The 23,515-nt window shown below is 36.7% G+C and carries 24 protein-coding genes and 3 pseudogenes; 10 read left to right on the top strand and 17 right to left on the bottom strand.

Features of this window, described 5'->3' with window-relative positions; all coding sequences use genetic code 11:
- Window positions 1-44 precede the first annotated feature (44 nt).
- The 3 genes from ABIE66_RS09975 to yneA all read right to left on the bottom strand — a co-directional run bounded on the left by ABIE66_RS09975 (window position 45) and on the right by yneA (window position 1,331).
- Window positions 45-278 (bottom strand): DUF896 domain-containing protein, encoded by a 234-nt coding sequence (locus ABIE66_RS09975; RefSeq protein ID WP_289324587.1) that lies wholly within the window; start codon window positions 276-278, stop codon window positions 45-47.
- A 65-nt stretch (window positions 279-343) separates the two neighbouring features.
- On the bottom strand, window positions 344-1,000 hold the full coding sequence (locus ABIE66_RS09970; protein WP_289316895.1) for a YneB family resolvase-like protein: 657 nt from the start codon (window positions 998-1,000) through the stop codon (window positions 344-346).
- Between the two features lie 19 nt (window positions 1,001-1,019).
- Window positions 1,020-1,331 (bottom strand): cell division suppressor protein YneA, encoded by a 312-nt coding sequence (gene yneA / locus ABIE66_RS09965; RefSeq protein WP_289324585.1) that lies wholly within the window; start codon window positions 1,329-1,331, stop codon window positions 1,020-1,022.
- A gap of 155 nt (window positions 1,332-1,486) precedes the next feature.
- Here yneA and lexA point away from each other — a divergent pair, with 155 nt between their 5' ends.
- Window positions 1,487-2,110, top strand: coding sequence for a transcriptional repressor LexA (gene lexA / locus ABIE66_RS09960; RefSeq protein ID WP_289316897.1), 624 nt, complete (start codon window positions 1,487-1,489; stop codon window positions 2,108-2,110).
- A gap of 272 nt (window positions 2,111-2,382) precedes the next feature.
- Here lexA and ABIE66_RS29045 read toward each other — a convergent pair.
- Window positions 2,383-2,739: pseudogene (locus ABIE66_RS29045) on the bottom strand (glucosaminidase domain-containing protein); the annotation flags it as partial.
- Between the two features lie 103 nt (window positions 2,740-2,842).
- On the bottom strand, window positions 2,843-2,971 hold the full coding sequence (locus tag ABIE66_RS09945; RefSeq protein ID WP_370014571.1) for a hypothetical protein: 129 nt from the start codon (window positions 2,969-2,971) through the stop codon (window positions 2,843-2,845).
- A gap of 351 nt (window positions 2,972-3,322) precedes the next feature.
- On the opposite strand from ABIE66_RS09945, the gene ABIE66_RS09940 reads away from it, so the two are divergent.
- On the top strand, window positions 3,323-3,610 hold the full coding sequence (locus ABIE66_RS09940) for a hypothetical protein (protein WP_289324582.1): 288 nt from the start codon (window positions 3,323-3,325) through the stop codon (window positions 3,608-3,610).
- A 201-nt stretch (window positions 3,611-3,811) separates the two neighbouring features.
- Here the strand turns inward: ABIE66_RS09940 and ABIE66_RS09935 are convergent, their stop codons facing one another.
- The 4 genes and pseudogenes from ABIE66_RS09935 to ABIE66_RS09920 form a co-directional block, all read right to left on the bottom strand.
- Window positions 3,812-5,344, bottom strand: a complete 1,533-nt coding sequence (locus ABIE66_RS09935) for an esterase/lipase family protein (RefSeq protein ID WP_370017014.1) — start codon at window positions 5,342-5,344, stop codon at window positions 3,812-3,814.
- A 449-nt stretch (window positions 5,345-5,793) separates the two neighbouring features.
- Window positions 5,794-6,183 carry a tautomerase family protein gene (locus ABIE66_RS09930; protein ID WP_370014570.1) on the bottom strand — a complete coding sequence of 130 codons (390 nt, stop codon included), beginning with the start codon at window positions 6,181-6,183 and terminating at the stop codon, window positions 5,794-5,796.
- 338 nt (window positions 6,184-6,521) lie between these two features.
- On the bottom strand, window positions 6,522-7,457 hold the full coding sequence (locus ABIE66_RS09925) for an AraC family transcriptional regulator (protein WP_370014569.1): 936 nt from the start codon (window positions 7,455-7,457) through the stop codon (window positions 6,522-6,524).
- Window positions 7,458-8,327: 870 nt separating this feature from the next.
- Window positions 8,328-8,555: pseudogene (locus tag ABIE66_RS09920) on the bottom strand (DUF817 family protein); the annotation flags it as partial.
- Between the two features lie 42 nt (window positions 8,556-8,597).
- On the opposite strand from ABIE66_RS09920, the pseudogene ABIE66_RS09915 reads away from it, so the two are divergent.
- Window positions 8,598-9,088: pseudogene (locus ABIE66_RS09915) on the top strand (DUF817 family protein); the annotation flags it as partial.
- Window positions 9,089-9,736: 648 nt separating this feature from the next.
- Here ABIE66_RS09915 and ABIE66_RS09910 read toward each other — a convergent pair.
- Window positions 9,737-9,961 carry a helix-turn-helix transcriptional regulator gene (locus tag ABIE66_RS09910; protein WP_289316901.1) on the bottom strand — a complete coding sequence of 75 codons (225 nt, stop codon included), beginning with the start codon at window positions 9,959-9,961 and terminating at the stop codon, window positions 9,737-9,739.
- A 134-nt stretch (window positions 9,962-10,095) separates the two neighbouring features.
- Between ABIE66_RS09910 and ABIE66_RS09905 the strand changes: the two genes are divergently transcribed.
- Both ABIE66_RS09905 and ABIE66_RS09900 read left to right on the top strand, forming a co-directional pair.
- Window positions 10,096-10,734: a LexA family protein gene (locus tag ABIE66_RS09905; RefSeq protein ID WP_289324579.1), complete on the top strand. Its 639-nt coding sequence runs from the start codon at window positions 10,096-10,098 to the stop codon at window positions 10,732-10,734.
- A gap of 313 nt (window positions 10,735-11,047) precedes the next feature.
- Window positions 11,048-11,257: a hypothetical protein gene (locus ABIE66_RS09900; protein WP_370014568.1), complete on the top strand. Its 210-nt coding sequence runs from the start codon at window positions 11,048-11,050 to the stop codon at window positions 11,255-11,257.
- An 838-nt stretch (window positions 11,258-12,095) separates the two neighbouring features.
- On the opposite strand, the gene ABIE66_RS09895 is transcribed toward ABIE66_RS09900, so the two are convergent.
- Both ABIE66_RS09895 and ABIE66_RS09890 read right to left on the bottom strand, forming a co-directional pair.
- Window positions 12,096-12,785 carry an N-acetylmuramoyl-L-alanine amidase gene (locus ABIE66_RS09895; protein ID WP_370014567.1) on the bottom strand — a complete coding sequence of 230 codons (690 nt, stop codon included), beginning with the start codon at window positions 12,783-12,785 and terminating at the stop codon, window positions 12,096-12,098.
- A 544-nt stretch (window positions 12,786-13,329) separates the two neighbouring features.
- Complete coding sequence (locus tag ABIE66_RS09890; protein WP_370014566.1) at window positions 13,330-14,091, bottom strand: alpha/beta fold hydrolase; 762 nt, start codon at window positions 14,089-14,091, stop codon at window positions 13,330-13,332.
- Window positions 14,092-14,360: 269 nt separating this feature from the next.
- On the opposite strand from ABIE66_RS09890, the gene ABIE66_RS09885 reads away from it, so the two are divergent.
- Window positions 14,361-15,275, top strand: a complete 915-nt coding sequence (locus ABIE66_RS09885) for a phosphotransferase family protein (protein WP_370014565.1) — start codon at window positions 14,361-14,363, stop codon at window positions 15,273-15,275.
- Window positions 15,276-15,455: 180 nt separating this feature from the next.
- On the top strand, window positions 15,456-15,773 hold the full coding sequence (locus ABIE66_RS09880) for a CotD family spore coat protein (protein WP_353957902.1): 318 nt from the start codon (window positions 15,456-15,458) through the stop codon (window positions 15,771-15,773).
- A gap of 69 nt (window positions 15,774-15,842) precedes the next feature.
- On the opposite strand, the gene ABIE66_RS09875 is transcribed toward ABIE66_RS09880, so the two are convergent.
- Window positions 15,843-16,304, bottom strand: coding sequence for a GNAT family N-acetyltransferase (locus ABIE66_RS09875; protein WP_289324575.1), 462 nt, complete (start codon window positions 16,302-16,304; stop codon window positions 15,843-15,845).
- Between the two features lie 744 nt (window positions 16,305-17,048).
- On the opposite strand from ABIE66_RS09875, the gene ABIE66_RS09870 reads away from it, so the two are divergent.
- Window positions 17,049-18,269, top strand: coding sequence for a GAF domain-containing sensor histidine kinase (locus tag ABIE66_RS09870; RefSeq protein ID WP_370017013.1), 1,221 nt, complete (start codon window positions 17,049-17,051; stop codon window positions 18,267-18,269).
- A 198-nt stretch (window positions 18,270-18,467) separates the two neighbouring features.
- Here the strand turns inward: ABIE66_RS09870 and ABIE66_RS09865 are convergent, their stop codons facing one another.
- Together ABIE66_RS09865 and dnaN are read right to left on the bottom strand one after the other, a co-directional pair.
- The gene (locus tag ABIE66_RS09865; protein ID WP_370017012.1) at window positions 18,468-18,674 is read right to left on the bottom strand and encodes a hypothetical protein; all 207 of its coding nucleotides are present in this window, start codon (window positions 18,672-18,674) and stop codon (window positions 18,468-18,470) included.
- 12 nt (window positions 18,675-18,686) lie between these two features.
- Window positions 18,687-19,598 carry a DNA polymerase III subunit beta gene (dnaN, locus tag ABIE66_RS09860; RefSeq protein ID WP_370014564.1) on the bottom strand — a complete coding sequence of 304 codons (912 nt, stop codon included), beginning with the start codon at window positions 19,596-19,598 and terminating at the stop codon, window positions 18,687-18,689.
- 542 nt (window positions 19,599-20,140) lie between these two features.
- Here dnaN and ABIE66_RS09855 point away from each other — a divergent pair.
- Together ABIE66_RS09855 and ABIE66_RS09850 are read left to right on the top strand one after the other, a co-directional pair.
- The gene (locus tag ABIE66_RS09855) at window positions 20,141-20,470 is read left to right on the top strand and encodes a DMT family transporter (RefSeq protein WP_370014563.1); all 330 of its coding nucleotides are present in this window, start codon (window positions 20,141-20,143) and stop codon (window positions 20,468-20,470) included.
- 25 nt (window positions 20,471-20,495) lie between these two features.
- Window positions 20,496-20,843: a DMT family transporter gene (locus ABIE66_RS09850; protein WP_289316912.1), complete on the top strand. Its 348-nt coding sequence runs from the start codon at window positions 20,496-20,498 to the stop codon at window positions 20,841-20,843.
- 180 nt (window positions 20,844-21,023) lie between these two features.
- Here the strand turns inward: ABIE66_RS09850 and treR are convergent, their stop codons facing one another.
- Together treR and treC are read right to left on the bottom strand one after the other, a co-directional pair.
- The gene (gene treR, locus ABIE66_RS09845; protein ID WP_289324572.1) at window positions 21,024-21,737 is read right to left on the bottom strand and encodes a trehalose operon repressor; all 714 of its coding nucleotides are present in this window, start codon (window positions 21,735-21,737) and stop codon (window positions 21,024-21,026) included.
- A gap of 31 nt (window positions 21,738-21,768) precedes the next feature.
- Window positions 21,769-23,439: an alpha,alpha-phosphotrehalase gene (gene treC, locus ABIE66_RS09840; RefSeq protein WP_370014562.1), complete on the bottom strand. Its 1,671-nt coding sequence runs from the start codon at window positions 23,437-23,439 to the stop codon at window positions 21,769-21,771.
- Window positions 23,440-23,515: the final 76 nt, after the last annotated feature.

The following is a 23,515-nucleotide window of genomic DNA, read 5'->3' as shown; positions in this document are numbered from 1 at the left end:
AAAAGAATCCACAAATGGAGTGTTCCATGAGAATAGTCCAAGCATTAATGTAAGTTTCTTTTTTCTTTAATACTCTTTATCTTTTGAGGAGTGACGTCATTACCTTCTGGATCAACGACTTTCACATGCTCCAACGTATCGGACATGGACCGTCTGAATGTCTCCAAATACTCACTTCTTAATTGGGTTTGCTCTTTCGCCTCAACTTCCGTCAAACCTTCAGCCTTGGCCTTTTTTGAAAGTTCATTAATACGGGCTAATTTTTCTTTTGATAGCATAATTTCGCTCCTTCGTAATCTGCGGATATTGTCATGTTATTAAAAAAAAAGCGAAATTACAAGTTCTATGATTGACTTTCCTCTGTATTTAGTTGATGCTCGAGAAAACGCCTGTTCACAGTGGCTTTAGATACATTGTATCCAAAGCCCCTTAAAGTGGCTGCGATTTCTGCAAATGTCAATCCATTGGCCCGGAGTTTAATAATTTCTTCAATTGGAATCTCCATACGGTCCCTTCCAGTAGAATTCCTTTGGTTATGAAGGTTTTTTTGCGGACGGTATCCTTTTTCAACCGCTCTTATCATCCCGCGTTTTATTTTTAGATTATGTAGTTTCCTTTGATATTCTTCTACAATACCGACTATCTGAATGACCATGGCATCCGAATCAGATAACTCAAGTTCTCCATCGTGTGAGAGCGTATAAATTTTCACGTCTTCTTTAAGGATGACATGGAAAAGGGCTATTTTGGCATTTCCCCTCCCCAGTCTAGTTTCGTCCTGGATTAATAGAACTTCAGCTTCTTTGGTTTTAAATAGTTCAAGCATGTCAAATATGCCATCCCGATTTAACTCATAACCGCTTGCCTGTTCTTTTATTATGGAAACAACTTCCACATCCATCTTTTCCGCCAATTTAACTAATTCATCTTCCTGCCTTGCCAATGATGTTTCCTGGGATTCTTTTTCTGTGCTAACCCTACAATAGATTACTGCTTTCATAATACCCTACCTTCACTACTTACTGCTGACTGGCCAAATTCTGAACAAGTTCTTCCCCTTTAACCGGTATGACAATGACTTGACCAGGTTTAATCGTATCCGCCCTGACTCCATTATGCTCTTCTATCCAACCAATGAATTCTTTTTTTGTCAAATCAGCTTCTTCATACTCTTCGGCAATTCCCCATAGGGTGTCGCCTTCACTTACTTCTATAGAAAGGAAATCCTTTTTTTGATCATTGTCTAATGTACAAGAGAATAAAATTGAAAAGATGAATACCGATCCCGCTAATAGAATCGTAGAAATATAATTTTTGTATAATTTTTTCATAAATATCCCTCCAAAGCGAATGTTCGTTCGTATGTTACGTCCAAATTATAATACGAACGTTTGTTTCAGTCAACAACAAAATTCGAACTTATGTTTGTATAGAGTTGGGGGCCATGCTATAATGTAGCAAAGAACATTGGAGAAGAGGTGCACATATGACTAAACTATCAAAACGGCAGCAAGATATCCTTGATTTCATTAAAGAAGAGGTCCGCCAAAAAGGGTATCCACCTTCCGTACGGGAGATTGGTGAAGCAGTTGGACTTGCATCAAGTTCAACAGTACACGGACATTTATCCCGCCTGGAAAGTAAAGGCCTGATAAGACGTGACCCAACCAAGCCGAGGGCCATTGAAATACTGAATTTGGAGGAAGCGAACAATATCCCCAAAGTTAATGTCGTGAACGTTCCGTTACTTGGAAAAGTAACAGCGGGCATGCCGATAACGGCCATCGAAAACATAGAAGAATACTTTCCGCTTCCCGAAAGCATGGTTCCGCATGATGACCATGTATTCATGCTGGAAATCATGGGTGAAAGTATGATCGAAGCAGGAATTCATGATGGAGATTATGTCATCGTGAAACAACAAAGCAGCGCCAATAATGGAGATATCGTCGTGGCCATGACGGAAGATGATGAAGCCACTGTAAAACGATTCTTTAAGGAACCGGATTACATAAGGCTTCAGCCTGAGAACTCGAATATGGAACCAATTATTTTAAGAGATGTTTCGATACTTGGAAAAGTTATAGGCTTATATAGACAAATACACTAAAAGCGCTAACCGCGCTTTTTTTGTTTGTTTAATTTATGTCTCGAATTCTCTCATTATGCATATGGAAGACTAGGTTTTGATATATTTTTTTGATAGAATCGAGTTTTCTTAAGATTATTAACATCCTTTCTCATTTATGCAGGATGAAAGGGAAACTAACGCCTTTCTGGATATATGTATTTTGAAAAATAGGAAACCCGCATTCCAATAAAAAAAGGGAGCGTTAAAATCCCGCTCCCTTTTAAAAGTTCATTTCACTCTTAATCTTTGGTTCACTTTAATGAGATTAAGATCGGCCAACCCTTCCACTGTTGAATCTGCACTTGTGTAGAACCATATGCTTTGGCAAGTTTAGAGACGGATTCCCCCTTTTTGACTATATGATAGACCTCTTCGTTGCTTGCGTCATATTTAGTTAAATCACTTGTTTCGATTAGATTCACCAGTTTTTCTATATATTTCGGGTCCGAGGCGTAGCCCGCATCGAATATTGCTTGAAGTGCCTTTTTGTAATCTTTTTTCCTAATGACAGCTGTATACAAACTTCTATTCCATGAAGTCCCCTTTACATATAGATTGGCAAGATCTTGTAAACTTTCTGCCCATGTTGGATATCTTCTGAATTTGGACCATACTTGAACAGGCGCATCGTTGACTTATTCGATTGTTTGAATAATGACAGACTCTCCTTTATAGTCACCTTTTGTACGAATATATTTTTCCCTTGATTTGCTAATAAGCTTGTCCCATAACCACTCTCCAAACAAGCTGTGCAATGACAACAGAAGGTAAAATTTTAAATTCCTTTTGAATTTTTTGGGCATAAGGAGCAATTTCCTTAATAAACGATTCCTCGCTCATTAGAACCTCCCATTATTAGTTGGATATCTTCATTCTTATCGTATTCTAAACTTTGAAAAACTTTACAGCTTGTCCAGCAAAAAAAATGTTATTAATTGTTTTCACTATTATCAATAAGGTGATAACTTACAAAGTACGGCTTCAATTTGGATTAATCATTCTCCCTCTCTAGTAAAAGCCATCAAACCCATTAATATTCAATGGATTGATGGCATTTTAATTGAAGCTGAAAATCTTCATACCATTTGCATATACTTTATTTGATCAATCATTTAATGAATTACTATGGTATAAACCTTTTATAAATGGTAAAAATTAATTTTGAAACTTCTAAATTAAGGTGGTGACATTATGGACTACCCAACTATCCATACAAACTTTTGGGATGCAGTGATAGCCATTCCTACCATCATGATTCTTACTCAACTTATTAAGGTCATTTTTCATATTCCACCAAAATTCATCCCTACCATCGCTTTGGGTATTGGCTTATTCATTTCCATTTTCATTAGCCACCGTCATCATTTGGTTGCAGGAATTTTCATGGGCTGGTTTTATGGCTATGCAAGCATTGGCAATTATTCTGCACTCAAAACTGGTATTTTATCTTATAGGGAATCTTATCAAAAGACGGATTAGACCCTAGATGGCACTCGTTGGATTTCATGAATCTTTTTTGTTGCAGGGGGATCTGACTTGCTAAATACCCTTCGATCAACCGCTCACTTAGTACCAATATGAAATACGGCCCGGCTGTTTCCTTTTGCTGAATCATTTCAATACATTTCACCCCAAAAAAAGACCTCTCAATTAAGAGAAGGTCTTTTCTAATCATTTTTACTATTTTTCTATATAGACCGAACGAATCAATGTACGGGTTCTTTCAGTACCATTCACATTTTTTTCCTTGACATCAATCGTTACATTATAAACACCTGATTTAGGTACTTCTGGAAGAGTACCAGAAAAATTTTCGGCGTCCATTACCTTAATGGAGCTTTTTTCACGAATTTCATTACCGTTTTCATCTATTAGATGAACCGAAAATGTTGTGCTGATTGGCCTTTTGTTATCATTCATTGGATTCTTTATTGAAAATTTTGCATCTTTTTGCTTAACTTTTCCGGCCATACTTAATGTAATGGGATTCTTTTCGTTAAAATGTGCTGTGAACAGGTATGCGTCTTTTGGAGATTTAGTCTTCAGTCGAACTCTCCAGTCACCAATTTCTAGGTTATTTCTATTAAATGTTTGGATGGTGGCACCATTAAAAAAGGAAGTTTCATTTTTTGCAGAATGAACTTTTAAGGAAGGTGCATACTTTTTATTGGAAGGAGAAATTAATTCGACCTCGACATCATTTGAAGCTGTATATATGGTTATATTACCTGGGGCTGCTTCATTTACATGGAAACTTTTTTCGTTCCAGACATTTTGTTGCAGGACATCTCCCAGGACGGTTTGAGAGAGTGCGGTTGTGATGACATCATCTTCAACCCGTTCTTTATAATTGACATTTAAACCAGGAATCCCAGCAGTAGAATTGCTTCTTAAATAGGGTTCAATTCTTGAAAATACTGCTGAACCTACTCTAATATTGTCGTGATCATAGTTGGGATCCGTAAATAAATGTGATGCGTAGGGTATTTTTGTACTCCAAACATTCACTAGACCATCATTTTCTCCATATGAAGATAAATATTGTCCACCCATTGATAAAGCTGAAAGAACCGGACCCCTATTCATACCGGCCACGGTGAAATACATATTTTTACGGGAGTTAACATGGTTATCCGTGACAGATCGAAATTCCGCCATTTTACCAACTTGTAAAGAATAAGTTCCTTCATCTTTTTGACCCAATAGGGAACCAAGCCAGCCCGCATACCAGCTATAAGCCAAATCAGCTAGGTTAGAACCGTGATGAGGGGACGCTAAAGTGATGACCCTTCCGACATATTGGTGCGCTCCATAGTGTACTAGAGCCGCTTGGGTGTCTGGCCCCCCTTTACTGTGGGCTATTATATTTACTTTTTCGCCGCCGAAATGGTTACTGATTTCTGCAAGCATTTGAGCTAACAGCCTTCCATTAGCATATTGGCTCACTGATCCATTTCCAGCTGAATCATAAAGCTGAACAAAAACCGTTTGGTAACCGGCTTCATATGCTTTGGTATACATATCATTGACACCATGATAGTCTGTTTCACCGTACCAGCTGGTTGAACTGCCATTTTTCCCTTGGACAAAAACGATCGGAGGTCTATTTGTGTCAAGATTGGGAGGGACACTTCCCAAAAACCAATCCCCTGGGTTGAAAGTTTCGGATGGCGGCTTCAATTTTCCTGCTGAGGAAATGTTAGGCTTAGCCATTATTAATATGGTAAGAATGAGGACAAGAAAAACGACATAATTGATTACTTTCTTTTTCAATTGCTATCTCCCCCTATATCCTATGGAATTTTTCGAATTCGCCTATTATCAATGCCCTCCTTTACAGGTCTTCTATAGCATTCATTAGTTTATATTTGTACTCTCGCATGCCATTACCTGCTGAATTCATAAAAGATGGGAGAAAAAAACTAGAAGAAAATTCATTAACATAGAGATAAAGTATGAAGATTTCCTTGAACTCATCTAATATACAGGCTTTTTCATTTATGAAGCTGTTCATGGAGTACGCCTTGTGAAAATTCTATTTAGGTTGATGCCTACGTGAATTTACCTGGCTCCCAAACATTAAAACCGCGTGAGAGGCTCGTGTAGTTTCTGGTGGGTTAGATTTCCACGCGACCCCGCCATCCTTTTTAAGAGAATTTCATTTATAATTTACCATTTAAAAATTGGGCTTCCCCTAGTCCAAAACTCCAATCAGCATCCCCATTGGTAACAATTGAAACCATAATATCATTTGGTTCTATTCCACAATTTTCTCCCAACTCTTGAACCAAAACTTTATAAAAATATTGCTTCTGATCTTCCCTTCTTTGTTTACTAGTTACACTTATTACTACTAAGTTCTTACTTCTCTTAAAACCTAACCCGGTATCTTCTATTATTAATTCATGAGCTGGATGCTGATGAACTATTTGATATCGATCTTTTTCGGGTACATCGAAAGCTTTAACAACTGCCCGGTGAGCAGCATCCAATAGCTGTCTTAAAGAATTCTTATCTCGCCCTTCGATTAAATCAAATCTGATTAGTGGCATTATAAATACCCTCCATAGTTAATATTTGATTACGTTACCCTGGTGCTAGCATAAATAGGATTTTTACTTTAGAGTTAGAACTTTTCATCTACTCTATACGTTACTTTTTAATCCTAAGTAAGGCATTTTTTACAACTAGATTTCCCCTCGATAAATCGAACAGTACTGGATTTCGCATTACTATTTAATGTGTTGACCCCGTGTATCCTTTTAAAGGAACCCTCTTATTACATCTTTTGGCCCCATTGCCAAGTCAATTTCAGCATCTGTTGCCACTTGGCCATTAACAAGGTGAAACATTCCTGTTAATTTTCCTTTATTAGAATTATGGTTCTATACTATAGTAATTGTTTTTGCACCTGCCCCTCTGTATAGGTAGTTGCTTTTAAGTCTATATAGAGAGAGCGAAAACGCCCAGGCGAAGAACCCATTGCGGTAGTAAAAACACGAGTAAAATAGTGAATATTTTTAAAGCCGGTTTCTTCCGAAATATCTTTAATGGATAAATCTGTTGTTTTGAGTAAGGTCGCAGCTCTCTGTATTCTCTCATTTTGAACAAACTCCGAGTAACTTACACCAGATTCCAAGACAAATATTCGAGACAAGTGCCGACCGGATATATGCAAATGATTTGCTGCATCAGTAAGTTTTAAAGGCTGTGTTAGATTATCCATGATATACAATTTAGCTATATTAAAGAGTGAAGAAGCCGTTTTGGGAAAGGTATGTTGATTATCATTATGTGAATGAGAAACAAAAGTTTGTACTAACGAAAGAATGAGGGAATAAGCCAAATTTTTTAGCATTTCCTCGAAAAAAGCTTGTTCGGTCTTTGTCGCTTGGATAAGCAGGGATTTCCAAATTAGTGCAGCCATCATATCCTTTTCTTCGTTCAAATTCATAATCACTTCAGGACATTGCTTAGTCTCCTCCATGATTTTTATCCATTCGTCACTTGATTCCGATTCTATCAATTCAAACGCAACATAAAGGAGAGATAGTCCGCTTTCACTTTTTATTTGGTGCAAAACATCTGGTTTTGAAAAAAATATGGTATTTTTTTGTAACGGATAGGTACAATCATCATCCATATACTCCCCTTCCCCATCCACTACAAAACACACTTCAAAAAAGGAATGTTTATGAAGAAGATTATCATAATGAGCTGGCATGACCCCCCAATAGTGAACATAAAAAGAAGCTCCATTGTGCGCTAAACGATGAACATATTGATTCAAAGCCATTTTTCCCGCTGTATATTCATTTAGATTCAAAAAAAGTCCCCCTAAAACGGATTGTTTACTTACTGAACATAATAAAATGCATGTAGGGATTCCTCCGAATAACATATACCAGGCTACAATAAAAAGATTATTACTGGATTTTTAACTATCTAAAAAGGTTTATGTACCTTTCATCCGTTTTCTTCAATTTCTCTTTATATTCGAAATGGTAAAGTTAATTATTTTAAAATTCAGAAATTTAATGATATACAATTGGTTTACACTTGTTCACCTTATAAGGATAGAATATGCTAAACAATGAGAAAATCTGGGCTTTTAAAATAGCTAATAACCTTATAATAATTCAGTTAAAGAACTTTTAAAAGTCCTCTACTCAAAATGTAATATTCCCTTGGGTGGCAAGCCATATATGGATCTAGTTCAATTTTCTATTTTACTTTTATATAAAGTTATTATTGAAAATCTCATTTACAATTACAGGACAATACATTTTAACCAATGTTATTTTATGAAGACTCCTTTTAATACTTTGACATTTTGTTTTCAAATAAATATTCCACTCGGCATCTTCACCATTAGTTCCTATGAAAGTTGTCACTTATTGATTGCTCATTACATGTAAACGCTTTATATTAGCTGGAAGTTTAACTAATAGTTACTTACTACATTTGTAATTATAAGATATTATGTAGGAATCGTATTTCCATTTTGAAGACACCTTTTTATACTTTAAAGACATATTATCAAACAAACCAATGATCGATAGAGAATGAATGAAACATACATAAAAGTAAAAAGCAATCCGATTACTTAGATTTAAAATCAGAAAATGACTTAATAGTCTGTGGTGAATAACTTGGCAATTATAATTGAAGTGATGCTGGCTCAAGGGCAAGCCCAAATAAGGTGGAGAAATGTGATAACCTTTGGCTCATCCCTTGTTTCAAGCCCGGAACGCACCATCCACCACTGCATCAGAAGGCAGATGATGATCAGCCAGTCATACCATGGCAGGAAGGGAAGTGGCATGATTTTTGTAAAAGCCAAAGAGGCAAAAATAACTACAGGAAACAAACATGATAGGGCCGGCTCCCAACCAAAATGAACGAGTGGTTTTAGTGATCTCAGGATTTGTGCCTCCATTGTTGAATGGTTAAATTCATGAGTAACTCTTATCCAGAGGGAGGACATTTCAAAATTTTTGGAGTGCCTTTGTTTAGCGGATTCATGTAAGGAGTATAGTCAGTTATCTTTGCCAGACATGGAGGAGGTTAAAGGTTGAACTGGTTAAGCGGCCACCGTTTTTGCTAGTAGTACCTCTGCAGCTGCGTTTGAATTTCTTCACCCACATTATTGGATTGACGTTCATTGGTGTTTATCTGGACTTGAAATTATCGTTTTTTTGCAATCATGGGGCACATACGAGGTTGATGGAACTCGTTACCGTATGCCACTCGCACTTTCTTTTGCTCATCGGATCTTTTATATCGATAGCCGAAAATATCGCAACATTCTTTGGAGCGTGGGAATATCCAAACCAATCCGATGCATGGAGTATCGGTCATCTAGGAAAGGTGAGTGCATGCTTCTTATTAGTGATTGTTAGCTTTCTTATAGTAGCGACATTAAAGCAGGTTAAGGGAAAAATCCCACTAGGATAATTGGGCTCCAGAACAAATTATGAAGGAAATACTTAACAGCGATTGTTATATAAATACAAAAAATAGAACAAGCCCTTCTCCTGCAAGGGATAGAGGGCTTGACTTTTTTTATGAACATCCTTATAAAATTTCCCTTCGAATGTGCCACTGTCCAATTGCCCCTAATCATGATTCTTCATCAATAAAATTTCCCCATTACAATTGGGTCCCCCATCGAAATTGCATTTCCATCAAAATCACCACCATCATGTTCCGATTGGGAGTTTACATGCAAGCGACTTTTTTTGGTTAAAAACTCCTTTAAGCCCCCTCCTCCCACATACCCGTAATTAACCCTGAGAACTGGAAAATTAATTTCATTTAAAAGCTCGTCCATTCGATTGAACAATTTGAATACACCGTCGTGTACGATAATATCATCAATGAACTCTCCACGAATTTCCTTTCAAATCGCAAAGGTGCTAACGGTAGCTCCTACTGCAACTTCAGAGGACCTAATTTCCCTTTCCACTTTTTTCACCCTCTTTCCATCCTCACTTAAATCATCATAATCATGAATTTTGTCCCTTGGCAGATCAGTGCTATTGATTAAATTTTTCAACCCAGGAATGGTCACACTAGTAACGGAAGCTGATAACCTTTAAATCTTCAACTACATTTGAAGTGTAGGTCAGGATCAAAAAAAATGATATCGTCGATCGAGAATCCTACACATTCAGCGAACATATACGCCTTATCAATTCGCAAAGGAATCTTATATTGTTCATAATCAATGTAGGTTCTCTTGGCCATCTTTAGCACTTTAGCCATTTCGTCTTGAGTTAATCCTTTATACTTCCTCGCTTGTTTAAGTGTGAACTTAACGTTTGTCATATCTTGTCACCACCTGTCTAAAAAAATGATATCACACTTGAAGTATAGTTTTCAACAAATTTTTGTAAAATTCACGCACTTCAAGTTTACTCACTTTCACTCATAGTGTATATTCAAGTTAGAGGTGAAGAAATATGCACATTGGTGAACGTATTAAAATGTTAAGAAAAGAAAGAAAAATGACACAAGAAGATTTGGCAAATATATTAAAAGTGGCCCCAACGGCAGTATCAGCTTGGGAATCCGGACGGAATAAACCTTTAATGGATAAATTGAGCATGATGTCCTCATGCTTTGAAATCCCGCTGTCCCACCTTATTGAAGGAGCACCAATCGTTAGAAACAATCCTACAATGGAATTTTTAAATGAAAAGAATGTAAGATTAATTGGTGTCTACGGAAATATCCCTGCTGGAGAGCCTAATTTCACCAACGAATATATAGAAGCGTATATGCCGACATTAAATTCCATGCTAAAATCGAATGAAGAGTATTTTTTCCTTAGAGTGAAAGGCAACAGCATGAACAAAGAATTCAGTGACGGATCATTGATCCTTGTTGAAAAAACAACCTACGTCGAAAGCGGAAAAATTGGTGTGGTTATGGTAAATGGTCACGATGCCACAGTCAAAAAAGTGAATATTAATGAAGAAAATATCACACTCATGCCCTGCAGCACGGATCCTTTTTATGAAGAAAAAACCTATAACATCAAAAATGATAGAGTCCGAATTTTAGGAAAAGTGGTTCAAGCCATTAAAATATACGATTAATATCCATCACTAGGGTTTCAATTGCGGCAATGAATAAATTAATGACAAGCAATAATACATTAATTAGATTCAATTCGTTCAGTTCAGGCCTGTATTCCCTGATACATATTAGGTACAAATCATTTTGGTTTGTGCTTTTTAGTATTGTTTTTTGATGATTTGCCTTATCCAAAAGATATAAATTTGTGTCAACCTATTAATAAAGCATACCTTACATTAGTAAAGGAGTGAAATGATTCATGCAATATGATCGTTATGAAACCAGGATACCGTCTCCTGGACATTATTCCTATATAGCAACTTTCCGAAAACGATGAAAAGTTCATCACCAACTTATACAATTCCTACAGAACCAGTTTTCTTTGACCATTTACTGATGAATTTAGGAAAAACAATAACTGCCGTACCAATAAATGAATCCTTTAAGGGAAAACTAACGGGAGTCGCTAATCACCAGCAACTTTCAATCGGCGATTTAAAACATCATATCGGTTTTCCTCAAGTTAGTTATTTCATTGAGTGAACGGGTTGGCAAATATATGCGTCCGAGGACGCTTTTTTTAGTCTCCTTGCTTTCGAATTGCAGACTATTCCATTTCATCAATCCAACCAAGGTTTTCCTTTAGTTATTACAGTAAATATTTCATTAAGTAATATCTGTATTTGACAATCACATTTTCAATCTTTTATTCTTCGGTTCACAACCTCATATAAGAATCGTATAATGGGATGATAAGCATTCGCCTCTGTAGCTCTAGAAGGGAAGAGCGCCGGAAAACATTGTAGCCACCGGGTCGTAAGGCAAGGGTTTCAGAAGCACCGAAAAGCAAATAAGCTGAGGCAGGTGGAATTCCTGCCGGTGAAAATCCGTAGGGAAGCGTGTTCTCTCCCTAGCCTATGCTTACGAAAGGAGTGCGGGTTCGAATCCCGTCAGAGGCTTGATTCCATGATAAACTGCAATTAATATAGACTGCCAGGCCAGGCTTGATGAATAAGAATGGATTTAGTTATATTCAAGGCATTACATATAATGAGGTGGAATCCATGGTTAATAGATAAGACATTCGTTAAGGATGTTTTTTCTTCTAAAAATAATAAGAATCTTTGTTTATCAGTTTTAAGAATTGGTTTTTAATAGACTTTGTAAAAGATCAACTTTAGGTAATAATATTTTAGTCATAAAATACCATTTCTCTCTTTTTTAACAAAGATTTTCTCTATTATCGAAAGAATGGACAAGATTATTTCTTAACTTGAATATTCCAGAACCAGAAAAAGCCCCTCTCTTTTAGAGAAGGGCTTCCCTGCGTGGTGTGCTTACTGGAAATTATAAATAATTTAACCAGTCAATTATTAATTATTCATTTCACCCGCAATTTCTGGTTTACTGTAATGGTGAACTGACTGTCAAGACCGTTCCAATCTTTAATTTGCTGAACAGTACTGGCATAGGTCATACTTAAGGAATATACGGTGTCCCCACTATCGACATTGTGGTATACAGCAGTACTTTTCTTTGTAAGTTTGAAGCATTTAACTAAACCGTTTACATGTCCGCGAGCCAGTGATTCGATAAAGAATGACGTTTTCAACTTGGCTGCGTCATTGACATTATCAATAAATCCATTTTCAGTCAGGAGTGCAGGCATATCCGTTTCACGGAGTACATGTAGATCTCCTGTTTTTTGTCCTCTGTCTTGGATGTTGATAAGCTTCATGACCTCTGAATGAATATAATCTTGATACGTTTTCGTTACCTGATTAGTTGACGTATAAATGTAATCCTCATACCCAGTGCCGCCGCCAGCATTAATGTGGATGGAGAGGTAGAAGTCAGCTCCCCAAGCGTTCGCTTGATTCGTCCGATCGTTTAAAGAGACGGACGTATCTTGGGTCCTGCTCATTTTTACAAAAACGTTATTATATTCTATTAATAAGATGTCTTTTATTCGAGTTGCAATGGATAAAGTTAAATCCTTTTCTTTCAATCCATTCCCCACCGAGCCTGGATCCGTACCACCGTGGCCGGGATCAATAAACACTTTTACCATTTCGATCACCTCTATTAATCTTATGTTACGCATAAACAAATGCTTGTACACATAACCATCGGATTAAAGAAATTTTATAATAATAGAGATTCTTCTTCGTTTTCCGTACAAGTTGTCTCTATTAACAAGAAATGATGCCCTCCTTCTCCCTTTCGTCCAAAAAAAAAAATACACCACTGCTGGTGTATTATTACAACCCCATGGGCGAGAATCTTTCGACTTCTTGAAAAAGATTCATTCCATTATTTCACTTTGGTAAATTCAAACAGGAGTAATTGCCATCAAACTATCAACAAGGTGATGGAAGGAGATAGAGGGCTTAAGGATTATATTTTGAATTGAATTGGATTAGCGACAAAGATGAACGACAATTAAAATTTGTTTAAAGCTAAACTATAATAAATATTTAAAAATAGGACCTAAAGGAGTTCCAATACTTTTTGAATTTTATCAACGTATAGAAAGAACATAGCCTAAACATAGTTCAACCTTTATCTTTAACATAGCATGTAAACAACAATACTCTAAATAAAAGTCTTTGCATTTATTGGCTATGGTTTGTTATTTTTTCTGCACAATCTTTTATTGAGTCAATCACTACAGTTGGTTCGGTTAATTGTGGAAAATGTCCACTTTTTTCAGCGACAATGTGTTTGCTGTTTCTTGACAATGAAAGTAATTCCAATTGATTCTCAAGTCGTTTTTTTCGAACTTCCTCTGGCATCATTCGATTTTCTTGTCCACCTGTAATGACAAATACAGGTATATCGGGAAATTCATTAATTTGATGGATTTGATTTATAGTTTTTTTTACAAAATTAACTTCGTTGAATTTTTTATGTGAAGATAAGGAATCAAACATCTTGAAGATCTTATTAATGATTTTTACTGCCTTGCCTTGATATTCATTAAGACTTATATCTTTCGGGTGGCTGGATTCCAAAAAAACAATTCCTTCTACTTCATTTGGATAAAGTCTGGCATATAAATTAGCATATAAGCCGCCTAGCGAATGTCCAACCAATAAGAAAGGAGGTTTAAAGCCCACTATTGTTAGTGCTTCACGTAAAGTGTTAACAATATTTATCCCGTCTTGGTTTTCCTTCGGTTTATCGCTGCCAGCAACACCCAAACGATTATAGGAAAATACTGATGATGATTCCGAAATTGCCGGTAGGATTTTCATCCAACCCTCCATCGGTCCCGAACCACCGTTAATCAAAACTATATTGGGTTTTCCGCTTCCACTAATATTATATTGTAACGTCCCTTGCAGTGTTTCCACTTTATATTTCTCTATTTTCAATGTATGACACCTCACTTTGTTTTACATTACGTTACGTGTGTAACAAGCGATTGGTTTCATTTATTGAAGTTCTAGCCAAATGCTAATGGGATTCTAAGAAATACAACTTTTACGAAAGTAATAGGAAAACTGGACATTTGTAGCATTCAATTGGTTTTCAGTTTATATTTTTTATAAATCAATCTTACCTTTAACATTGCCAAAAAGAAAAAAGTGCTGAATGATACCCATATAAAATGTGAACTTAAACCCTTAAAAGGAGTGGGCCTATGAATAATGAATGTAGTAAGTTTGAACAATTGGTTCAAAAGTTGGATCCAGGAAATAAGCTCATTCGCACATGGGAATTAAAAGGCGGGATTTCTGCACAGGTGACAGGACTTGAATTGTTACAATCTACAGGGCAAATCATAAAAATGATCATTCGTCAGCATGGTGATAATGACTTGAAACGGAATCCAAATATTGCGGCAGATGAACACAAGCTCTTAGGAATATTGAAATCTGCAGGTTTGCCTGTACCGACTCCCTATTACTTCGAATCCTGCGGGTTTTTTTCCAAACCATGTATACTTATCGAGTTTATTGAGGGCAAGCCAGAGTTCACCCCCTCAAATCTTAATGATCATATCTTACAAATTGCAAGCAATCTAGCAAAGATCCATCGTGTTGATTGTGCAAATCTATCTTTATCATTCCTGCCCAAACTAGAAAATTCATATGTAGAAATGTTAAATAAAGAAAGGGTAATCAAGGACGAAGGATTAAATCTGAGCTTAATTAGAGATGTGTTAAAATCATTCATGCCATTATCCTCAATGAATAAGGAAGTGATCCTTCATGGTGATTATTGGCCTGGAAATATATTATGGAAGGAGGATAAATTAGTTTCCATTATTGATTGGGAAGACTCCGGCTTAGGGGACCCTTTGGCTGACCTTGCCAATAGCCAACTCGAAATTTCATTTCATTATGGAATGGAAGCAATGAATGACTTCTCCAATCAATATAAATCCATGATGCCTGAAGTGAATTTTACAAACTTACCCTTCTGGCAATTATTTGCTGCATTACGGTTATCTTCATTTCCTGAATGGGGCTTGGAAAAAAGCAAGGAAAATATCTGGCGGGAAAGACACAAGTCATTTGTTCATCAAGCGATTACCCAGATTGGAAAAAATTAATAACCGTTTAATAAGTGAGATATTATTCCTTAGATAAATTCTCTTTCCCCAACTACGGGAAAGTTTATGACAGGTTCATGATGCAGCCATTATTTTTGATAAAGGCATTTATACTAGTCCCTTTATCATTTATTTTCATAAACTAACAATGAGTTTCAAAAAAATATAGGAGGTGTTGAAATGTATAATAAGCCCTGGAGACATCCGAAAGGCAGTCAATGTCCACCACAATATTGCCCACCTCAAACAATGCCTACTCAGTATAATCCGCCACAAACCTCTCCAACAAAGCAATATGTTAAAACAAATGTCATTAACACTGTGATTCCAGTTTTTCATCCGACACATACAACTACCGTGAATAAGCACTTCATCACGTATAAGCATAATTTTCCGCATACCCGAAGTGTCGTGGCAGAGTGTTATACCCAAAGCCAAAGATTTATTTGTGGAGTTCCTCAACCCCCCTGTTTTTCAAGGAGAATGTTAAGATATTAATTAAAAAACCCCGATTCGGGGTTTTGTTTCCTTCCTCCAAACCTTTAAAAAACGGGAAATTCAAAGTGGTTATAACTGTCTAAATGCAAACTCCCTATAACTTTTAAAGTGTTGCTTCTTATAAAACTCTTTTGCATCATTGTTTCCAAACCAATAATCCAGTTCAATTAAATCTATATCATTCTTTTTCGCAATTTCATATACCTCATTCATTAGTTGCTTACCATAACCTTTTTGGGTTTGACTTTCAACGATACTAAGCTGATGCACATATACAGATTTATACCCATATTTAAAAGCATTTTCTGGATAGCTTTTTATTTCAATCCAAGCGTAACCAATCGGTTCCTCATGTTCTTTTAATAGAAGAAAAACAAATCTGTCATTTTTAATCAAATTTTTAAAAGTTTCTTCCATTGCGCTATACTTATATTCCTTAAAATACTTAGGATATAGTTTCGCATGCAGGCTGTGAACAGTTTGATTTAATTTTGCAATTACTACATGATCCCAGGTTTGACTAACATACATAATAATTATCCCCCTTTAAAGTATGTACGGATACAGCTATTAACGGCAAGTGGCACATGGACAGTGGATAGCATTAAATATATGAATATACTTTCTGTGGAGTTAGTTTGCGAAGCCAAAAATGCAGTTATACCGATACCGACTCTGGATACTACAAACTCCCTCCACCCCAAGTTGCTAAGTTAATAAAAAGATGGATATTGAAGAACTTGTCTAAATAACGTATATATCTTTTTAAAAGTAAGCAGATATGGAGGCTTCTGATGAAACTCCCACAGTTTTTTCCGAAAGCTCACTTATCTGCTGCTTGTTTATTAAGAAAGTCCAAGCCATACCACGTTCAAATGAAATACTAACGTTTATCATAATCATTAATTAATTTTTTACCACTTTACTATTCCGAAGATTCATAGAAAAAAGATTCCGCTGCCCCGAATTAGGGACAAGTCCGTCAAAATTCAATCCAGCCGTGAACTTAGTGTTATAATTAGTAGTAATCAGAAGAATAAACAACATTTTGAAAGACTTTAGTGCCTTTCATTAAAGAGGGCTTACCGGAAATTTTAAGTCGAAGAAACAAAATTTCTTTAATAACTTGATGAAGTCTCACATTATGTTGCTGTTTAGGAATGTCAGATAGGATTCTAATGTAATTCCCTTTTAATTTTAAAAGGGATCCTATTATAATGGGCTTTTACTACCCTTGGCAATCCGTATGACATAGGAGGAATAATATTGAACAATATGAAAGAAAAAAGCCAACTTGAGCGAGAGCGTTTAAATGCTTTACAGCGGTATCAAATACTTGATACACCGCCAGATGGCGCTTTTGACAGGGTTACAGCCCTTGCATCGCAACTACTCAATGTCCCTATCGCAATAACAAGCCTCGTCGACACGGATCGGATTTGGTTCAAATCCCATCATGGTTTGGATGTGGAGGAAATAGATAGGGAGCCAGGGCTTTGTGCTTCGGCCATTCTTAATAATGTTCCTTATATTCTTAATGATGCTAGTTTAGACCCCCGATCATTAGCGAATCCTTTGGTTGCAGGTGAAAACGGATTTCGTTTTTATGCAGGCATCCCATTGAATACCCATGATAACCATAACCTTGGCGTGTTGTGTGTCATTGATTATAAACCGCGTACAATTACAGAAGAAGAGTTGGATATGCTCAGGTCTCTTGCACAAATCGTCATGGATGAAATGGAATTGCGTCTGGCTTCACTTCACATAAATAAACTCAGCAAGGATAAATCCGACTTATTGGCGGTCTTAAGTCATGAAATCAGAAACCCCTTGAACGGGATTATGGGAATGGCAGAACTGTTACAATCAACTGAATTGACTGAAGAACAAAAAGAATATACAGAAATCATTGAAACGAGCGGAAAGTCACTGCTTACGGTGCTCAGTCATATATTGGATTATTCGAAAATGGATGAAGGTAAAATGGAAATGAACATTCAACCATTTGATATCCGTTCCTGTGTGGAACAGGTCATCCAACTATTCACAGCGGAAACCGCTAAAAAGGGAATCCGACTACTAGGGGAAATCGATTCTAATATTCCTATGGTATTATTGGGCGATGATCATAAGATTCGTCAAATCCTCGTTAATCTAGTAGGAAATGCCATTAAATTTACGAATAACGGGGAAATTAACATTGCCGCCGCTTTGATTCCCGATGAAAAAAACCTTGATTTCATTCGTCTATCCTTCACTGTGAGGGATACAGGAATCGGTATCCCAACTGACAAAATCAATGGATTGTTCCATTCTTTCAATCATATGTATCCCCAAGGATATGAAGAAATGAACAGAGGAACCGGATTGGGGCTTTCCATTTGCAAACGTTTGACGGAATTGATGGACGGACGCATTTGGCTTGCTGGGACAAGCGAAAAAGGTTCTATCTTTACCTTCGAAATAAAGTTGCCGGCATTAAGCCAGGAATGAAAACCTATAGTAAACTATTACTTCAATCGATATGAATACAATGGGCCCAGACTTTTATAAGTTTTCTACTGGGTCTCTTTTCTTTGTTCTTTTTTTATGTGGATGATGCTATTGACCTTTCCCCATCATAACTTTCTATTATTTGCTGCTCCGTTAATCGATTTAACCTTTTATTCGTTTCCTTTATACTTTAATCCTTTAGTTTGTTCTCACTGGTGAAATAAGATGACGATATGAAGAATTACCGCTTGGCTCGATTAAGACAGGTCTCATTGGACCACCAAAACTTAGTCTGACCTCTTTTTCTTTTATCGCTTTTAAGGCATCCATTAAAAAACTTCCATCTAGTGATATACTTAGCCCCTCCTCTCCTGTGATTGCCATGATGCTTTGCGTTTCTTCTATTTCCCCTAGTTCTTATGTGGTAGAAGAAATTCTTAACTTAGTATTATCCAGGATTTCCAGATGTACATTGTTATTCCTCGATTCACTTGCAAAAAGGCAGGCTCTATCAATACCTTTCAACAGTAGATTTGTATCCAAGGTGATGATCGTTTTTAAATCTTTTGGCAGCAACCCTGATACATTAGGGTAATTACCTTCAATCAGCCTAGAAAAAAGTGAGAAGTTGTTTGATTTAAACACCATATGGCTTCTCGAGATGAAAATATGTATAACACCCGATTGATTATTAATTAAATTGGTTAACTCATTAAGGCTTTTACTTGGAATGATGAACGAACCATTCACCTTCGATTCTAACGCAAGTTCTCTTACCGCTAAACGATGAGTATTTGTTGCAACACAAGAAAGTATGTTATCCCTGAATGTCATATTGACGCCTGTCAGAACGGGTCTGGCCTCAGTTTTAGAAACGGCAAACGCAGTCTGCTTAATGATTTCCAGTAATTCAACACTTGGGATTTTAAAATGACCATCTTCATCAACTTGAGGAAGGTTTGGGTATTCCTCAGAATGGAATCCATTTAGATTCGTTACAATTTCATTTGATATAATGGTAACTGATTGATTTTCGTTCAGCTTTACATGGATATCATCAGGTGATTTTTTAACGAACTCACTTAAATATTTTGCCGATAATACGACAGTACCCTTTTGGTAAACCTCCAATACCCTTACTCCATCAATCGTTAAAGGAATGTTTTTTTCAATGACAATATCGGAATCACTGCCAATAAGGATTAAGCTATCGTCATTAGCCACTATCATTATTCCTGATAAAATGGGTATTGGTGTTTTTATGGAAACTGCATGACTGACTTCAGAAATCGCTTTAATGAAACACTCTTTTTTTATTAAAAATTCCATGAAAGAAGTTCACCCCATCATAATCGTTTAATGAACTTAATTCGACAAAATCCCTAAAAATCCCTGTTTGACCTTATTATTAAGCAAGTCTTGCAAAAGAAAACTCCCCAGCAACATTTCTATAATAGGAAGGGCAAGCATGCAATGCATATCTCATAACGATACTCTTAATCTTTCTATACAAATTTCCATACTTTTACTGGAAGATGTTGAATTTCAAGAGTACTAGATGCACTTGACAAGTAACCTGCAGGTATCGTTAAATATAAAAAGACCGTCCGGACGGTTTTGTGTTTCAATGTTACTCATGGATTCAATTGACTAAAAGGAATTTGTTCTTTTATCGTAAAAAATGCTGCGAAACAAGCTTTAATAGCTGAAGTGGCTAATTATATCCTTTTTCAACTAGGATAGGATATATTTTTTAACGATAGAAAATATTAGACTCGCAATAAGGTTTTAGTTTTATATGGGGACTTTAGATGATAAGATGCTTGGGAATATGATTGGAAAGAGTAATGAATATACAGGAGGAGATTATCTTGAATCCTTATGCATTTTTGGCAATAGCCATCATAAGTGAAGTTTTTGGTAGTTCGATGTTAAAAGTATCAAACGGATTTAAAAAGTTATACCCTTCCATTGGTGTGGTAATGGGAATGGGGGTGGCTTTTTATTGCCTGTCTTTATCTCTTATTTCCATTCCGCTTGGAACGGCTTATGCTATTTGGTCGGGAATAGGGACTGCTTTAACTGCTTTAGTGGGAATTATCGTTTATAAAGAGAGCTTTAACCTGAAAAAATTTTTAGGTCTAGCCCTAATCATTGGAGGAGTGGTTGTTTTGAAACTCTCCAGTGGCGGATCTCATTAACATTTTAATAATCGGAGGTAATAATATGAAAGGGTACATAGCCTTAGGAGTATCTATCATAAGTGAATTATTTGGTACGACCATGCTTAAGTTATCTGAAGGATTCACACATTTATTCGCGTCATTTGGGGTTATTATAGGATTTGGAATAGCATTTTACAGCTTATCTTTATGTCTTAAAACAATTCCGTTAAGCTTGGCATATGCCATTTGGGCAGGAATTGGGACAGCTTTAACAGCATTAATTGGCGTATTATTATGGAATGAGCCATTTAGTATCATTACATTGGGTGGCTTGGTATTGATCATTGGTGGCGTGGTTTTGCTAAATGCTTCACACACCCCGAAACAAGCAGGAGAAACGTCAAACTAATGGTTTGACGATCCTCTTTACCCCTTACATTTTTACCTAACACCTTGAACCGCATTAGAAAAGGCCGCCATGGCGACCTTCTCTTTTTGAATATTGAATTTAATGCTTTGACCTTTTTTTTGATAACCTAATTGGTTATCACATTTCTCCCTTAGCCTTTTCCTCTTATAGCTCAGGCTTTCACCAAGTCCTTCGTGCAAAGTCCGTGAACTTGAATTTATCAGGTCTATGCCTTGATTCGCTATATTGAAACAAGCTTCCATCGATTAAATGGACGGTACTTTTCACAACTGCCACCATATCGTAGTCTTCTATGTCTAATAATTGTTTATCTTCTTCACTGCATGGCTCCACGGTAATTTCCTTATTGGAAAAACCAATCTGGAGCCCGAGTTCCTTTTCGATATAACCATAAATCGAATCCTCACAAATTTCCTTTGTCAGGTTAGTTACGAACTCACTATTGAAATAGTCTTTGTCCAAAATGATTTTCTTCCCATTAATTTGCCGAACCCGGAACACTTTCCATACTTCCTCACCTTCAGTTAAGTCAAGAAGCTTGATCAGGCTTGAGTCGGGGGTCTCAAGCTCCATGGTATGGATGATCGTTTTGGAATGCAGATTCAACTTTTCCACCATTTCTTTATAGGAAATCAAGCCTGCTACAGGAAAATTAAATTTACTGAAATCCAACACAAAGGAACCCTTGCCTTTGATTTTATGGATATACCCATTTTGTTCGAGCAAATGTAAGGACTTTCTCACAGTATCCCTGGATATCTCGTACTCTTCCATGAAGCTGCTTTCGGAAGGAAGCTTTGAATTTGTCGGAAAGGTTCCTTCTTCGATTTTTGAAACAATATCACCATAAAGCGATAGGTATTTGCTGTTCATTTCATCACCACAATATATTTTTGTTAGTCCCCTACTCTTCCTTTTTCAACAAATAGACAACCGATTCATAGGGACGAAGGATAATATCATCTGCAAGGTCTTTCGAATCGATATAATTTGAAAGTAGGAGCTCTGACTTGAATCCGGATAGGTCAGCATCTTTTGGAATTTCGAAGGACGCTTCTTTTGCATAAAAGTTATTGATGACCAAAAGTTTCTCATCTTCATAACTGCGTATATAGGAGAACAATTGATCATGATCTCCTAGAATTTCCTGATAGTCCCCATATGCAATGATATCATGTTTCTTCCTTAAGAATATAAGTTTTTGGTAATGATGAAAAATGGAGTCCTTATCCTTCAGTGCTTGTTCAGCGTTGATGATCCTAGCATTATCAGGCACTGTAATCCATGGCGTCCCTTTTGTAAAGCCTGCATGCTCCGTATTTTCCCATTGCATGGGAGTTCGCGAGTTATCACGGGATTTAGCTTGAAGGATTTCGATTATTTCCTTTTCATCCTTGCCTGCCTCTTTTAAAATATTGTAATAATTAATCGATTCCACATCCCGATATTGTTCAATATCATTGAATTTCGGGTTGGTCATCCCTATTTCTTCCCCTTGATATATATAAGGGGTCCCCCTGAGCATATGAATGGCTGTTGCCAGCATCTTGGCCGATTCCTTTTGATACTCTTGATCATTTCCAAACCTGGACACAATCCTCGGCTGGTCATGGTTACACCAGAACAGTGCATTCCACCCATTTCCCTCTTGCATCCCATATTGCCAGCTGCTTAGGATATCCTTTAACTTCCTGAAGTCAAAATCTGCAAGTGACCACTTTTCCCCATCCTTGTAATCCACCTTTAGATGATGGAAACTGAATACCATGGATAGCTCCTTTTCATCTGGAGATGAATATTTGATGCAATGGTCAATGGTCGTTGATGACATTTCCCCTACTGTCATCACCTCTTCATCCTTACCAAAAGTTTCTTCATTCAGGTCTTTAAGGAATTGATGAATTTTCGGGCCATCTGTATAATAGCAACGTCCATCTCCATCTTTGTCATTTTCAAATAAATCGGGTTTCGATATAAGATTGATGACATCCAACCGGAATCCTTTGACACCTTTATCCATCCAAAAGTTTACTACATTGAAAATTTCCTCCCTTACTCTGGGATTTTCCCAGTTAAGGTCAGCTTGTGTCCGATCGAACAAATGAAGGTAGTATTCATCATGTTCCGCTAAATATTCCCATGCAGAGCCTCCAAATTTCGAAATCCAATTCGTAGGGGGCTCTCCATCTTTCGATTTCTTGAAAATATAATAGTCTTTATATTCTTTCTCTCCAGCCAACGCTTTTTGGAACCATTCATGCTCTGTTGATGTATGGTTGAATACCATATCCAGCATGATGTGGATATCCCGTGAATTAGCTTCCTTCACCAATCTCTCGAAATCATCCATTGTCCCAAACATAGGATCAATAGATGTGTAATCCGCTACATCATATCCATTATCATTTTGAGGTGAACGATAAAAGGGGGTCAGCCAAATATAATCCACTCCCAGTTTATCAAGGTAATCAAGTTTTTCAATTACACCATTTATGTCACCGATGCCGTCACCGTTTGAGTCCTTAAAAGACTTCGGATAAATTTGATATATGGTACTTTTTTTAAAATCCTTCAATTTATATCCTCCTCTGCTGTCCCGGATGTATCTTTTTGGTCAGTATGGTAAAAAGGAGGGAGAATGCTCTCCCTCC

Origin of the sequence: Peribacillus sp. B2I2, assembly GCF_041261685.1 — a bacterium.
Taxonomy (GTDB): Bacteria; Bacillota; Bacilli; order Bacillales; family DSM-1321; genus Peribacillus.
The sequence above is the reverse complement of the archived record's forward strand: the minus strand, read 5'-3'. Positions and strand labels throughout refer to the sequence as shown.

Excerpts from the sequence above, each read along its gene's own strand:
- ABIE66_RS09875 (WP_289324575.1), bottom strand. The coding sequence starts at position 16,304 with ATGTATGTTAGTCAAACCTGGGATCATGTAGTAATTGCAAAATTAAAT.
- lexA (WP_289316897.1), top strand. The coding sequence starts at position 1,487 with ATGACTAAACTATCAAAACGGCAGCAAGATATCCTTGATTTCATTAAA.
- ABIE66_RS09940 (WP_289324582.1), top strand. The coding sequence starts at position 3,323 with ATGGACTACCCAACTATCCATACAAACTTTTGGGATGCAGTGATAGCC.
- treR (WP_289324572.1), bottom strand. The coding sequence starts at position 21,737 with ATGAACAGCAAATACCTATCGCTTTATGGTGATATTGTTTCAAAAATC.
- ABIE66_RS09905 (WP_289324579.1), top strand. The coding sequence starts at position 10,096 with ATGCACATTGGTGAACGTATTAAAATGTTAAGAAAAGAAAGAAAAATG.
- ABIE66_RS09930 (WP_370014570.1), bottom strand. The coding sequence starts at position 6,183 with ATGCCACTAATCAGATTTGATTTAATCGAAGGGCGAGATAAGAATTCT.
- yneA (WP_289324585.1), bottom strand. The coding sequence starts at position 1,331 with ATGAAAAAATTATACAAAAATTATATTTCTACGATTCTATTAGCGGGA.
- ABIE66_RS09935 (WP_370017014.1), bottom strand. The coding sequence starts at position 5,344 with ATGGCTAAGCCTAACATTTCCTCAGCAGGAAAATTGAAGCCGCCATCC.
- ABIE66_RS09910 (WP_289316901.1), bottom strand. The coding sequence starts at position 9,961 with ATGACAAACGTTAAGTTCACACTTAAACAAGCGAGGAAGTATAAAGGA.
- ABIE66_RS09885 (WP_370014565.1), top strand. The coding sequence starts at position 14,361 with ATGAATAATGAATGTAGTAAGTTTGAACAATTGGTTCAAAAGTTGGAT.
- ABIE66_RS09870 (WP_370017013.1), top strand. The coding sequence starts at position 17,049 with ATGAAAGAAAAAAGCCAACTTGAGCGAGAGCGTTTAAATGCTTTACAG.
- ABIE66_RS09880 (WP_353957902.1), top strand. The coding sequence starts at position 15,456 with ATGTATAATAAGCCCTGGAGACATCCGAAAGGCAGTCAATGTCCACCA.
- ABIE66_RS09945 (WP_370014571.1), bottom strand. The coding sequence starts at position 2,971 with ATGAGCGAGGAATCGTTTATTAAGGAAATTGCTCCTTATGCCCAAAAA.
- ABIE66_RS09970 (WP_289316895.1), bottom strand. The coding sequence starts at position 1,000 with ATGAAAGCAGTAATCTATTGTAGGGTTAGCACAGAAAAAGAATCCCAG.
- ABIE66_RS09975 (WP_289324587.1), bottom strand. The coding sequence starts at position 278 with ATGCTATCAAAAGAAAAATTAGCCCGTATTAATGAACTTTCAAAAAAG.
- ABIE66_RS09900 (WP_370014568.1), top strand. The coding sequence starts at position 11,048 with ATGAAAAGTTCATCACCAACTTATACAATTCCTACAGAACCAGTTTTC.
- dnaN (WP_370014564.1), bottom strand. The coding sequence starts at position 19,598 with ATGGAATTTTTAATAAAAAAAGAGTGTTTCATTAAAGCGATTTCTGAA.
- ABIE66_RS09850 (WP_289316912.1), top strand. The coding sequence starts at position 20,496 with ATGAAAGGGTACATAGCCTTAGGAGTATCTATCATAAGTGAATTATTT.
- ABIE66_RS09895 (WP_370014567.1), bottom strand. The coding sequence starts at position 12,785 with ATGGTAAAAGTGTTTATTGATCCCGGCCACGGTGGTACGGATCCAGGC.